We start from the raw sequence: 13445 nt of genomic DNA on the forward strand, positions 1-13445 counted from the left end.
CAACGAAGGGCGAGGCGCTCGCCTCGCCAGGACCCCCGCCAGCTACGCGATGATCGACCTCGGCGACCTCGCTCAACGAAGGGCGAGGCGCTCGCCTCGCCAGGACCGACACCGTGAACGGTGCGACGCTCAGGGCGGCGGGCGCTCAACGAAGGGCGAGGCGCTCGCCTCGCCAGGACGAGCGAGACGTTCGACTTCCTCGATGGTCGAGGCCCGCGCTCAACGAAGGGCGAGGCGCTCGCCTCGCCAGGACGCGTCGTGAGGAGGCGTTGCACCAGTACGCGTTCGAGCGCTCAACGAAGGGCGAGGCGCTCGCCTCGCCAGGACCCTATTCGGCACTATTCGCGCGATCCACCCTGATCAGGCGGACGACGCGCCACGGAGAGTGACGAACCGCCTCGTGATTGGCTTCGAACTGGGCGCGAAGAGGCTCGTCTCCTGGGATCACCGGAGGTTCGGGCTTCAGACGATCCATGGGTCGCCCCAACTCATACCTCGCGTCCCGATCGACTCGCGGGCGTTCTCAAACGCCAAGCCCAGCCGGTAGATATTGACCGAGTCGACCCGACGGTCGATCTCCTCAAGCAGCTCGCTGATCAGCTTCTGAAGGAGCACGTCATCGAGGCGACACTCGAACACCGAGTACTGGACACGGGAGCCGTACCGCTCACAGACCGCCGCCACTCTCGCCAGACGGCGCTGGCCGGCGGGGTCAGCCGTTCGGATGTCGTAAGTCACGACCACATCCATTTGTCAAGAAGCGATGGTGTACGGGGGGTAGGCAGGGAGATCCCCCCGGAGGTGCCGAGCGAGAAGCGTCGCTTGGATCGACGGTAGCAACGCAACAGGCACGGGTCGGTTCAACAGTGGATGGGGCACCTCCCGCTCGCGGTTCGCCTCGTAGAGACGCAGCAGCCTCTGCCGGCCCTCAGCGGTCAGGTAGACGGCCCGACCCGCTCGAACCTCCAGGTCATCGGTGGTGAGCTGCCCGCGAGTGAGTGCCGCCACGACGAATCGGTCTGCGATCGACGGCCTGAACTCCTCCAGCAAGTCGAGCGCGAGCGACGGACGTCCTGGTCGAGCGCAGTGCAGGAACCCCACCTGCGGGTCCAGTCCCACGGACTCGAGAGCTCCGATCACCTCGGTGAGCAGCAGACCGTAGGTGAAGCTCAGCAGCGCGTTCGTCGGATCTCGGGGTGGGCGGCGCGACCGGCGCTCAAACGCGAGCTCGGGATCTGCCTCGCCCAGGTGCATCGCCATCGCCCGGAAGTAGCGCCGGCTGCCGTCACCCTCGATGCCGCGCACCGTGTCGCCGTCCGATGCACTCGGGAGAGCTGCCAGCCGCTGAGCCAGTACGTCGGCTTCTCGCTGCATGACCCCTCGCTCCAGCCACGCTCGCGCGCCCGCCGCCCATCGCAGCATCAGCCGGCGGGCGTTCTGGAGCTTGCCGGCCACGAAGTGCTTCGCCAGCCGCACGGCGTGCGATGGATCCACCGAGTGCTCGTACTGGGAGAGCCGAAGCATGACGTTGCCGTTCGTCGGTCCGCTCACACAGAAGCGGAGCCGCCCGGTCTTGGAAACGGCGGAGATCCGCACGCCGCGACGTACCAGTTCGCCTAGGGCGTCGTTCGTGATCTCTGCCCGCCCAGCCAGGACGACCGCCTCCAAGGTCTCGATCGGGACCCGCCGGGATTCGCGACCACGCTCAACCACGAGGTTGGCCTTGCGAACTCTCAACCGGGCCGAGTGGTCCGTAACGTAGAGGGTGCGCATCACCCGCATGCGAAGACCTCCTGCTCGACGTAGCTGGCTACGAGTCCTGGAGCGGCAACCAACTCGGGCAAGCAGTGGCCTCGCAGCTGACACTCACGGCAACGTGGGTCATTGACTGCTGGCGGCAAACGACCGGAGATCATCACCGCACGGATCGCCTCGATGGTCTCGATCGTCAGGCGCCGCAGCTCTTCGTCGACGGGAACGGTCTGGCGTCGCCGAATCGCGCCGTACCAGACATGGCCTCGGTGAATCGTGACCCCGAACATCTCCTCCAGGCACAGCGCCTGGGCACACATCTGGATCTCCGCATTGCGTCCGTGGCGATAGCCGCTCTTGTACTCGACCGGCTCGACCGAGCCATCCTCAAGCACCTCCACCACATCCGCACGGCCCGTCAAGCCGAGCCACTCCGACCACAGCTCCAGCCCTCGGACCACCTGCCGACCCCGCTCGATCCGACCGGGAGCGGTGTCGACTCGCCGGTGCCCGCGAACGCCCGCGATCGTTCGTGCGTTGTCCACCCAGACCTGATCGACCATAGTGAGCGCGGCCTTCCGTTCGCAGTAGGCGTAGTGCTCAAGCAAGCGCAGCGGAACGATCGGTTCCATTTTCGACCGGCCTGCTGAAGAACGCCCTCGTGGGATCCTGCGCGTTCGACACCTTCAGCGGGACGACTTCCCATCGCCGTCGCGCCACGGACTCCGCCTTGTCGAGCACCGCGTCGATAGCCCAGAGATCGAGCCGAGGCAGCCAGCTGAACCAGGTGAACGAGCCCACCTGTGTAGATCCCCCCGTCCACCGACGCGTGGTCTCCCGTCGCCCGTTACCGCGCACGGGGAAGAGCCTCAGGCCAAATCCTGCGAGTGTCTCGATCACGGGATCGACGAACTTCGACTCTTTAGGGGCCGAAGGCACGCCGCCAGGCGCACGGCGGCAATCGAACCCGAGACCGTTGCCTTTCAAGCGGTTGGCCTGGCCGTTCAGCGTGTGCCCGACCTGGGCCTGCTCTCGGATCTCACCTCTACATGCCACGAGCCGCTCCCATAGCGTCACACCTCCGGGCGCTGGGGTGTTGAAGGGACTCGTTCTGAGCACCTCGCTGCCTCGGCCCTCGACGAGGTCGGTGACGGTGGCGGCGAGCGTGCTGGTGTGAGCAGAGCGTTCGATCCGAGCCCGGTCTTGGAACACCTCGAGACTCACATTCCTGTCGAATGAAGCTGCAGAGTCCGGATGGCGGCGAGCGGTCGGAAGCAGTCCGAGCTCGTCCTCACTCGGAAGAACCCCGAAGATTGCCGCCGGCAGATCAATTCCCTCCTCGACCCAGAACACGGCGTGCGGGATGACGTCATCGGTCCACGACAGCTTCACGCTGGGCAGCAGGACCGTGACCCCGATCGCTGCGAGCCAGGCGTTCAGCCAATCGGCAGGCAGCCCGGGAGCGTCGACCCGAACGAGTTCCCCATTCCCCATCACGCGACCTCCAGTGGCTCACCGGCGGCCTGACTCGAGGCCAGATGATCGGCCTGGCGCATGATCGCCTCCAACAACGCCAGACCCCAGTATCCGTACCGTTCACAGCACCGTCGGAAGCGAGCGGGCTGATCCCAGTCCACGTCCGCTAGCGATGCGGACACCTCCACGACGCGGTCGCCCACCGTGGCACGACAGACGGTCGCGGTGTCGTCCTCGACCGGCCAGAGCAGAGGCCGGCCGAAGCCGTGGTGGCTGAGCACCAGATGCAAGACGAGATCCGGATCCCATTGCGGCTCGCCGATCTGCGCCAACCACGCGTGGACCAGGCGGGCACTGAGCGCTTCGTGGCGCCCGCCTTTCGGCCAGCCGGCCAGCAGTCGTGCCGACTCCCGACGCCACGGCGGGGTGTCAGACTTCGCTCGCAGCACCTCGGGCGATCGCCCCTCCCAGAGCCACGCCTGGAAACGCTCGTCGCTCTTGCCGAGATCGTGGAACCGACCCGCCGCGGCCACCGCCTCCACCAGAGGTGCCGGAAGGCCGACTGCCGCCGCGATGAGGCCGGCCAGTTCGCCCACGCTTTGCAGATGTTCATCCAGACGAACCGACCTCGCCGATGCACTGAGGTCGTCGAAGGCATCGGCCGCGAGCAACTGAGACTCGCGACGCTGGTGGTTCTCACGCTTACGTAGGAGTAGTGGCGGCAGGCTGCTGCCATCGACCTTCGCCGTCAGTTCGAGACGAAACGCCGCCCAGGCCTCGGCGATCTCCTGGCGAGGCTCAAGCTCGCCGGTCAATGTCTGGAGCAGCTCACCCACCTCGCCGAGATCCAGGTCCTCGTCGCCCTCTCTGATCCGCTTCCCGAGCAGCACGACCTCCTCGAGCGCCGGTGAGGCAACGAACCAATGACTCAGTGTTACCGGATCGAGCGGGAGGCCCGGCCAGTGCGGTAGTGACACGTCGATCACCTCTGCCCTCGAGGCCGGGGCCCAACCGTGTTCGTCGTAGAGGCCATCGCCGGGACGCAGGACGATGATGTCGGCCGGCCGGAGCTGATCGACCCGCACCCGCTCGACAGTCACGCGATCCCTGGCCAGACGGGTGAGCTCCGCCCCCGCCCCTAGTCGCTGGTCGAGTGCCTCCCGCGCCTCGCCGAGCGGCACCTCGATGGTCTCGTCGGCGTGGACGCTCGGCACGAGACGCTCACCGACCCCGAAGCTGGTCGCCCGCCAGCACAGCGTCACCCGCGGCCCCTCCGTGGCGAACCCTTCGAAGAACAGCTCGACCGGTGCCTCGCCCGGAGGAGGCACCGTCGTCTTGGCCCACTCCCACAAGTGCGCCGGGAGCAGCTCGGGTAGCCGCTGGGGCTGATCGTCCGGCTCTCCGACGACCTCCGAGATCCGCGCCGGGCACAAGTCGAGCTCGCCCAGCTCGGCCTCCTTCTCCTGCAGCCGTTCCCATACCACCGCGGGCTCGCCGCCGTACACCGGCCACTGCTTGACCTTGGCCGGGTGCACCACCACCGCAACGGCATCGTCGACCTCACCCAGGCGATTCAGACGGCCGAAGCGCTGGATCAGCGCTCGGACCCCACAGGTCTCGGTGATGAGCACGTCGAAGTCGAGGTCGGCACCGACCTCGAGCGTCTGCGTGGCCACCACCACGAAATGTCGCGTCAGCGCCTCGCGGTCGCGCCCCGACGGTACACCGCTGCGCTCGTCGAGCACCCGCGCCCGAGCGATCTCCGCCTCCCGCTGTCGCATCCGGCCGGTGATCATCACCAGTTCGGCCTCCGAGAGAACGGACTGCCGCTGCTTCCGGTGCTTCACGAGCTGGTCCAGCACCGCTCTCGCGGTCGCGGGCGTGTTGGTGAACACGACGCTCGCCACCGGGCGCGCGCACTCGGCGAGCACCGCGAGCAGCTTCTTCGCGAGCTCCGGGGCGATCGCGTCCTCGTTCTTCTCGACCGACGCCAACTGCGTCGGCTTGGGAGCGCGCAGGCGCTGCTTCACGATTTCGTTGGCGAGATCCCGCTCGTCCAGTTCGAAGGAGTCGTGCTTGTCCCCGGTGGCGGTCAACGACACGAACACCGGCCGAGAACGCGCCCCGGGTACTACCACCGCCGGGTCCCCCAGATCGCACTCGGTGACCGGTTCGACGAGCGCACGGAGCGGGCGTGACAGATGCGCCTCGTCGAGCAGCACCAGCGAGTCGATACCGGCGTGGGCCGCGTCCACCGGGCGCATGTTGGGGCTCGCCGCGTAGCTGCGGAACAGCCAGGTGCTGCCGAACATCGGGACCGTGGCGAAGATGATCGCCGGGTGCGCCGGGTGCGCCGGGCGCTCACCGAGGTCCGCTGCACCCCGCAACCGCGTGATCAGCAGGGGGGTGTCTTCGGTTCCGCCGACACCGCGGATTCGCCGGAGCGCGCTCGCGACCGCCTCGATCGAACTGGCCGCCGGACGGTCGGAGCCCATCTCCGACACACCAGGGATGCTCGAATCCCAGGAGCGGGCTCCGTGCAAGAGTTCGGCCAGAAGAGAGCCGTGAGCGTAGGCCGCGTCCACGAGCAAACGGCGATTGACCACGTACCAGATCCGGGTCGGGAGGGTTCGCTCCCCAGGATCCCGATCGGCCTGCGCGGCGAGCGCCCACACTGCGATGTCCAGGCAACTCGTCTTGCCCAAGCCGGTCGGAACGCCGATCTCGGTCGGCCAGCCCTCCCGGACAACCTGCGACGCGAGCCGCGACTGCCACGGGAGCGGATCCCGCCCGTCGTTGACGGCCGCATAGAACTCTTCGAAGGTTGGGAATGGCGACGCCATCAGCTCACCTCCTTCGAACGCTCCTCCACGGTTGGAGAGGCGCCGTCGTCCCGTCCCAGCACCGGTGCGAGCAAGCCCATCCCGAGGCTCCGGCTCCGCCCCACACACACCGGCCCGGTCACGGGATCGTCGAACTCGATCTCGATCCAGTAGAAGGGGTGGCGGTCCTTGCCTGCCCGGTGGACCTCGCTCGGGCGGAGGCGTGGCACCCCAGCACGGGTCGGCACCGGTGACACCTTCGCCCGCACCGGCTCCGGGAACCCGGCATGTGTGAACCATGCCCGCACGTCAGCCAGCGTCGGGCCACCCCTACGACCCCGCTCGGCCACGACGGGGGTCACCGCGAACCAGGACCGAGCCGGGCCGACCCAACGTGACGGTCGGGTCGACCACTTCCCCCCTTCTCCCAACCGGAACGAGACGCTCACGTGGAGACCTGGCGCCCGAAGCTCGCTAACCCGCCCGGCCGCGTGGCGGACGGCGGCGAGGGATTCCGGATCCATCCCGGGCGGTAGCCACACGGCGGCGCCATGGATCGCACCGTCGCTGTGCCGGTGACCGACGTTGGCGAGCGAGAAGAACCGCGCCAGCTGGTAGGGGGAGGCGCCATCCGGCACGGCGTGACCGTGGAGCTGCCAGGGCGCTCGGCGCCCAGCGGGCCCGTCGTCGTAGAGCCGATCGGTGTGCTCGAGGAGGGCGGATCGCAGCGTCTCGTTGACGAGCAGGGCCCGGCCAGCGGCGACGCGGCGGTCGAACTCGAACCACAGCGTCGTGCCCGACTCGGGCTCCTCCGCGTGCGATCGGTCGTTCCTCGCCGGAAGGGCGTAGCGTGCTCGTTGGGTCGGGATCCATGATCGACGCATCGGCCGGCCCGAACGCCACTCGTCAAAGGCTGCGTCGAGCGCATCGAGGAACCCGTCATAGGGAACCGGAAGGCTGACCCCGGCGGTGGCGCCCGGGACCCACACCGGCAGATCGTCCCTCGGGGAGGTCGTGGCCACCGTGACCCGCACCGGTGAATCAGCACACCCCAGATAGCCGACCCGCGCCGCCCTGCGCCGCAGTGCATCGAGCTGTTGCTCGGACAACTCGAGCTCGTCCCAGACGTACACCACCACAGGTTCCCTGGGGCTCGCCTTCACACCGGGCCGAACCTCGGCCGCAGCCGCATTCCGGGCGGGGTAGTTCTGGACCATGCCAGCAGCCGCGGCATCCCTCACCACAAACCGCGAGTTGAGGATCGTGTCGAGCAATTCGTCGGTGGCGAGGATCCGGGGTGGCGCCGCCCGTTCGATGGCCCGCAACTCCTCACCAGTGGTCACCCGGCAGCGGTCACGGGTGCCGTCGGCAGCGACCAGCGCGCTGAAGAGGCGAGCTGGGCTCGGCGGCCACTCACCCTCGGGCACGCCGCCGGCCATCACCGTGTCGTCAGGCGAGCCGGCACGGATCGTGCCGTGCAGCAGCTCCACCGAGATCGCCAGCATCAGCTGCCTTCCGGCTCGGGGAAGGTCTGCCGGATCACCTCGGCCAAGTTCGGCTTCGGCCCGAGCACGACCGGCTCCGACCAACGGTTCCCCACCGGCAATCCGGCGGATGCCGCCCGATCGACGACCGCCTCAAAGAACTCGACCGCCTCATCCAGCGTCGGGGCCTCGATCGGTTCGTCGACCTCAGCACCCAGCCAGGTCCAGCTCGCTGACACGGGACGCAGATCGCAGCCGGAGCGCAGGTGGAAGGCCCGGCCGAAGGCAGCGACGTGAGCGACGACCCCCATCGCCGCCAGCAGCGCTCGGGCCTCCGATGCGCCTTTCGACGTGTGGATCCGCCGGAGCAACGGCAGCGAGAGCGACGTCTGCTGACTGACGGCCCGGAACGACACACCGGACAGAGCCGCGTCATCCCCCGTGACCGGCACCTGCCCGTGACCGATGTCCGAGAGCTTCTTGTTCTTCTGCTTGCCGCTGTCGCTGCTGGAGCTCTTTCCCTTGCCGGCGACCTCCCAGCGCTCGTGCCACTGCTCGTCGTACGCCACGCCCTCATCGCCGAGGGTGAGGTTGAGCGGATCGCCCTTCAGGCCGAGCGACCGCACGTCCGTCGCCGCCGGCTCGTAGCCCACGATCTCCGACACCCATGACCGGGCGAGCTTGGCCTGGGAGCCCTTCTTCCCGAGATGCGACTGCCAGAACCCGTAGAGCAATGCCTGCGGGAACCACTCCAGCAGCGCATCGGCGTCGTCAGCGGTGGCCGTCATGACCGCCTTACCGATATCGGTCCGCAAGAACTCCGTCCCGTCGAACATCGAGTCACGGAGGTACGCATCGGCGTTGCGGTGCGGAAAGCGGAAACTCGACAGCCGCCGCGGCACATGAGGTGGCAGGGGCTCGAGACCGCTGAGGTCGAGCACGAACTCGGGCAGGCGCAACCGCTCTCGCATCCGCTCCAGTGCGGCCTCAAGACGGTTGGCCTGGCTCGGCTCGTTGTCGATGACGATCACGTCAACCGCTCTGCGCTCCTCACCATCACCCACCCAGCGCCGCCCGAGCTGGAACACACCGCCCTGGTACACCGCCGGCTTCACCTTCGCGCCGGGGCCGGCGAGCGGCTCGAGCTCGGTTCTGATCGTGATACCGGCGTCGACGCCGTCGTCCGAACATTGGGCGATCAGCCGTTCGGGATCGATCTTTGCCATTCGGTCCTCCCAAGGTGCTTCATAAGGGGGATGTTGCTGTGATCACGTTGTACGGCACCGGTGTGACAGGTATGACCTGCTTGCCCGGTCACCCAATCGCATGCCCGCCAGCACCGCAGGGATGGGAGATTAGATCCTCATGGCGCGCCAAGCTCCTGCTGCCTTCAACAGCGAGGAGACCCAGACCGGAACAGAACCCGCCGTGACAAGACCGGCCGGTCAGACCTGGCAGACCTCGCAGTAGTACGTCGAGCGCCCCGCGAACTTCGCCTTCACCACCAGGTTCCGTCGGCACCGCCGGCACGGCTGCTTCTCCCGGCCGTACACCTTGTGGTGCTCCTGGAACTCGCCCGGCTTGCCGTTCAAGTCCACGTACTGATCATCGGCCAGGGTGCTGCCGCCGTACTTGATCGCCTCGTGCAGCGTCTCCACCACCGCCCGGTACAGGCGGCGGATCTCCTGGGTCGAGAGGGTGTCGGACATGCGGTCATAGCGCAGCCCGGCGGCGAAGAGGATCTCGTCAGAGTAGATGTTGCCGATCCCCGCCAGCTGGGTCTGGTCCATGAGGAACGCCTTCAGCCTCACCGGCTTGGCCAGCAGCAGCTGCGCGAACGTGGTCCACGAGATCGGCTCCTCCACCGGGTCGAGGCCCAGCTCCGCCAGCTCGGGCGCCTCCTCGGTGAGGCTCTCGGCCCGGGCCACGAACACCTCCCCGAAAGTCCGGGGGTCCACGAAGCGCAACTGCCCGCCCTGGGTGAAAGTCAGCACGACGTGGGTGTGCTTGATCGGCGGGTCCTTCACCGCGGTGCGCAGCAGCTGCCCGCTCATCCGCAGGTGGATGACGATGACGTCGCCCGTGTCGAGCGAGAGCAGCAGGTACTTGCCCTTGCGGTCGACGCCGGTGATCTTGGCCCCCTCCACCCGGGCGATGAACTGCTTCTTCGGCTGCCGTCGCACGGTGCGGGTGCCCGACACCTCCGCCTTCTTGATGCGCTTGCCGACCACGTCGCGCTCCAGCTCACGCCGGATCGTCTCCACCTCGGGCAGCTCAGGCACGTTCCCCCTCTCCCCCCCGGTCACTGAGCCCGCTCGTGATGCGCGCCCAGGCGTCCTTCGCCGCGGCCTGCTCGGCCTGCTTCTTCGAGCGCCCCTCCCCCTCGCCGGCCACCTCACCCCCGAGGTGCACGGCGGCGAAGAACCGCTTGTCGTGATCGGGCCCCTCGTCGCGGATCCGGTACACCGGCAGCTCGTCGAACCGGCGGGCGGCCAGCTCCTGGAGCTGGGTCTTGTAGTCGTGCTCCCCCGGGCCCTCCGCCGCCACCTCGATGCGATCGGTGAGCAGCGACAGCACCAGCCGGCGGGCCGCGTCGTAGCCGCCGTCGAGGTACACCGCGCCGATCACCGCCTCCATCGCGTCGGCCAGCAGCGACGACTTCGACCGCCCCCCGCTGGCCTCCTCCCCCTTGCCCAGCCGCAGCGCGGGCCCGAGCCCCACCTCGGCGGCCACCTCCGCCAGGGTGGTGGCGTTGACCACCGACGCCCGGGTCTTGGCCAGCTGGCCCTCGGGCATCGCCGGGTAGCGGACGAAGACGTACTCGGTGACCACCAGGCCCAGTACGGCGTCGCCGAGGAACTCGAGCCGCTCGTTGGACTCGTGGCCAGGGTTCTCCGAGCACCACGAGCGGTGTGTGAGCGCGAGCTGCTCCAGCGCGTGATCGGTGAAGGAGTACCCGAGACGGTCGTCGAGCGATGCGAGCGTGTGCCTGCCCCCCGACTCAGCCGAGCTTGGCCACCACGTAGTCGACGGCATCTCGCACCGTCTTGAGGTCCTCGAGGTCTTCGTCCTCGATGCGGAACCCGACGGTGCGCTCGCCCAGCTCCTCTTCCAGGGCCTCGACCAGCTCGATCAACGCCAGCGAATCGGCCTCCAGATCATCCGCGAACGAGTCGCCCTCGTTGATGGTCGCGGGATCGATCTCGAGGATGTCCGCCAGCCGGTCGCGGATCAGCTCGAAGACCGCCTGGCGGTCGAGCGGGCCCTGCTCCACATGGGTCTCTGCTGGCACCTGGACTCCTTGTCGATCCGGTTCGCTGATTCGGTCTGTTCGATGGTGGGGATATCGGATGGGTTCGCGGCCGGTTGCGGGCGGCCGGGCACCGTGGGTGGTGGGGACACCTGCCGGGCTGCCGGTACACCGCACCCCAGACCGGGCACTCGATGCCGTGCGACCACCGGCCGTGCGACCCCCTCCCCGGGCCGGAAACGCCCGAAGTGTACCGGAGCGCGCCTTCCGAAGCGCCGGTGAGACGACATCAAAGACGTCGAGGTGTGCTGGATGTTGCCGTCAGGAGGTGCTGATCGCCGCTCGGAGGTGGTCGACCACGCCGCCTTCGACCATGTCGCGGGCCACCGACACCGCGTTCACGATCGCCCGGGCGGAGGACGAGCCGTGGCTGATGATGCACACCCCATCGACCCCGAGCAGCATCGCCCCGCCGGTGGATTCCGGATCGAGCGAGGCATACAGCGGAGCGAGGGTGGGCCACAGCGCCTGGGAGGCAGCCCGGGCCTCCTCCGAGGAGTCGAACGCCGCCAGCAGCGCACCCACCAGCGTCTTCAGCCCGCCCTCGAGGGTCTTGAGGGCCACGTTGCCGGTGAACCCGTCGGTCACCACCACGTCCACCCCGTCGGTCATCAGGTCACGGCCCTCCACGTTGCCGACGAACGTGGCGCCGGTGGCGCCGACCCAGTCACCCGCGGCGAGCAGGGCGTGGGTCTCCTTCACCAGGGTGTTGCCTTTGGTGGGCTCCTCCCCGATCGACAGCAACCCCACCCGGGGGGCGTCGACGCCGTAGCGGTCCCGGGCGAACACCGCGCCCATCTGGGCGAACTGCACCAGCCACTCCGGCTGGCACTCCGCGTTGGCTCCCGCGTCGAGCAGCACCGTGGGGGTGGAGCCCGGGACCGGGATGGGGGTGGCGATCGCGGGGCGCGACACCCCCTTGATGCGTCCCATGCGCAACAGCGCCGACGCCATCGTGGCCCCGGTGTTGCCGGCGCTGACCATGGCGGAGGCCTTGCCGTCGCGCACCAGCTCCGCCGCTCGCACCAGCGAGGAGTCCTTCATGGTTCGCACGCTGGTGGCCGGGTCGTCGTCCATGGCGATCACCTGCGAGGCGGCGAAGAGCTCCAGCTCACCCGGATCGTCGATGGCTTGGGGCTGGCCCACCAGCACGATGGGCACCCCGAGCTCGGCCGCAGCGGTGCGGGCGCCTTCGACGATCGCGCCTGGTGCGTGGTCGCCGCCCATGGCGTCGACCGCGATCGGCAGCATCGGGACGGTCAGTCGACGTCGATGGCCTGCCGGCCCCGGTACCAGCCGCAGTTGCCGCACACCCGGTGCGGGCGCTTCACCGCACCACAGCGCGGGCAACCCGACCGAGCGGGGGACCCGAGCCGCCACGCTGACGCACGCCGGCTGCGGCTCTTGGACTTGGAGGTCTTCTTCTTGGGGACGGCCATCGTGGTTCCTGCTGATCTCGCGCGCGGTGGCGCCTGGGCGGAGGAGACAGGTTAGCGGGAGCCGAAGCGGCCGAGCGAACGGCGGGCGGGGCGAGTCGGCAGACGACCCCGACTGAGGTGCGACTTCCTCCGGGCCCACGCCACCACTTGGCTCAGAGTGGAACGAACTCGACGACGGTCAGGACACGAGTTGACCCATCAGCATCCACGTATTTAGCCATGATCGGACGATCGCTAGTAGCCGAGTAGGTATAGACCTCTTGAACCCCGCCATCCTTCGATACCGTATACTCGATGGTGCCTGGCTCGTCCCCAGGGCCCGCCGAAGCTACCGATTGAATATAGCGAAGTGAGAACAAGCCGAGAGGCGTCGAGCCCTGCCCAGGATCGATCTTCATTTCGTCGAGCAGACGAGGAGATTGGCCTGAGCTCGGATCGCTGGCAGAATAGACAGGTTCGCTGAAGATCTGGACCACACCATCTCGAGCGATCGTGGTCGTTCCGTCCGGGTCTGGCTGTGTCCCTACCTGGTGATCAGAAAAGGCATTGCCCGTGACCATAACCCAGTCGTCACGCCCTCGATACTCGATCCGATATTCTTGACCGTAGCGGCCGCCATCGATCAGTCGTGCTTCGAGCTTCACCCTTGCTTGAAACGGATGGTCCAGCACATCGCTCGCATCCTCCGCAACTGGGCTCGTGGGCGCGTCCCCGGACTTGTCATGTTTACCAACCATGAATACACCCCCGCTCAGGGTGATCATGACGAAAGAAGCTAGGAGACACCACCACAGTTTCTTCATGAACGCTTCCTCCAGCTCAGTAGATATTTACCGCCGTGTAGGACTGCATCGGACCGCAAGTGGAACAACGCTGCCACGTCACCGAGGTCACTCGCAGCATTGTCTGAGCTGAGACGTACTTGCCACCCGGCGAGGTGGGTTGATAGGCCCCGCGACAATTATCATTGAACCAAGAGTTGATGGCTGGAGCCTGATAGCGCCAGCGCCCCGATGGTCGCGGCACGGCCCAGGGAGAAGCTGCTCTCCTTGTTCATATATATATATATATGAACAAGGAGAGCGAAGCAAGGGTCCGGAGTGAGGCTACGCCGCTCCTGGAGAAGAACCGCCCTCGCCCGTCTCGCCCTCCTCCTCGAAGC

General features: G+C 67.7%; 13 protein-coding genes. All 13 read right to left on the minus strand.

The annotated features are described in order from the left end of the window. Positions 1-462: 462 nt before the first annotated feature. Positions 463-750, minus strand: a complete 288-nt coding sequence (gene cas2, locus V7004_RS12410) for a CRISPR-associated endonuclease Cas2 (RefSeq protein WP_334144337.1) — start codon at positions 748-750, stop codon at positions 463-465. A 3-nt stretch (positions 751-753) separates the two neighbouring features. Continuing rightward, positions 754-1773: a CRISPR-associated endonuclease Cas1 gene (gene cas1, locus V7004_RS12415; protein ID WP_334144340.1), complete on the minus strand. Its 1020-nt coding sequence runs from the start codon at positions 1771-1773 to the stop codon at positions 754-756. Then, positions 1773-2384 carry a CRISPR-associated protein Cas4 gene (cas4, locus tag V7004_RS12420; protein WP_334144342.1) on the minus strand — a complete coding sequence of 204 codons (612 nt, stop codon included), beginning with the start codon at positions 2382-2384 and terminating at the stop codon, positions 1773-1775. The genes cas1 and cas4 overlap by 1 nt, the downstream gene beginning before the upstream one ends. Then, on the minus strand, positions 2353-3246 hold the full coding sequence (locus V7004_RS12425) for a hypothetical protein (protein ID WP_334144344.1): 894 nt from the start codon (positions 3244-3246) through the stop codon (positions 2353-2355). The genes cas4 and V7004_RS12425 overlap by 32 nt, the downstream gene beginning before the upstream one ends. After that, positions 3246-6071 (minus strand): type I-G CRISPR-associated helicase/endonuclease Cas3g, encoded by a 2826-nt coding sequence (gene cas3g, locus V7004_RS12430; protein WP_334144346.1) that lies wholly within the window; start codon positions 6069-6071, stop codon positions 3246-3248. The genes V7004_RS12425 and cas3g overlap by 1 nt, the downstream gene beginning before the upstream one ends. After that, positions 6071-7555: a type I-G CRISPR-associated protein Csb2 gene (gene csb2, locus V7004_RS12435; protein ID WP_334144348.1), complete on the minus strand. Its 1485-nt coding sequence runs from the start codon at positions 7553-7555 to the stop codon at positions 6071-6073. Before csb2 ends, cas3g begins: the two co-directional genes overlap by 1 nt. Then, positions 7555-8760 carry a type I-G CRISPR-associated RAMP protein Csb1/Cas7g gene (gene cas7g / locus V7004_RS12440; RefSeq protein ID WP_334144349.1) on the minus strand — a complete coding sequence of 402 codons (1206 nt, stop codon included), beginning with the start codon at positions 8758-8760 and terminating at the stop codon, positions 7555-7557. The genes csb2 and cas7g overlap by 1 nt, the downstream gene beginning before the upstream one ends. Before the next feature lie 219 nt (positions 8761-8979). Next, positions 8980-9816 (minus strand): bifunctional DNA-formamidopyrimidine glycosylase/DNA-(apurinic or apyrimidinic site) lyase, encoded by an 837-nt coding sequence (gene mutM, locus V7004_RS12445; RefSeq protein WP_334144350.1) that lies wholly within the window; start codon positions 9814-9816, stop codon positions 8980-8982. After that, positions 9809-10570 (minus strand): ribonuclease III, encoded by a 762-nt coding sequence (gene rnc, locus V7004_RS12450; protein WP_334144351.1) that lies wholly within the window; start codon positions 10568-10570, stop codon positions 9809-9811. The genes mutM and rnc overlap by 8 nt, the downstream gene beginning before the upstream one ends. Continuing rightward, positions 10536-10826, minus strand: a complete 291-nt coding sequence (locus V7004_RS12455) for a phosphopantetheine-binding protein (protein WP_334144352.1) — start codon at positions 10824-10826, stop codon at positions 10536-10538. The genes rnc and V7004_RS12455 overlap by 35 nt, the downstream gene beginning before the upstream one ends. Before the next feature lie 279 nt (positions 10827-11105). Beyond that, complete coding sequence (gene plsX, locus V7004_RS12460; RefSeq protein ID WP_334144353.1) at positions 11106-12095, minus strand: phosphate acyltransferase PlsX; 990 nt, start codon at positions 12093-12095, stop codon at positions 11106-11108. Between the two features lie 8 nt (positions 12096-12103). Further along, positions 12104-12283: a 50S ribosomal protein L32 gene (rpmF, locus tag V7004_RS12465; RefSeq protein ID WP_208027242.1), complete on the minus strand. Its 180-nt coding sequence runs from the start codon at positions 12281-12283 to the stop codon at positions 12104-12106. A 152-nt stretch (positions 12284-12435) separates the two neighbouring features. Next, positions 12436-13086, minus strand: coding sequence for a hypothetical protein (locus V7004_RS12470; protein WP_334144354.1), 651 nt, complete (start codon positions 13084-13086; stop codon positions 12436-12438). Positions 13087-13445: the final 359 nt, after the last annotated feature.

It is taken from the genome of Rhabdothermincola sp. (assembly GCF_036846205.1).
In the GTDB taxonomy this organism is placed as follows: domain Bacteria; phylum Actinomycetota; class Acidimicrobiia; order Acidimicrobiales; family Acidimicrobilacustridaceae; genus Rhabdothermincola.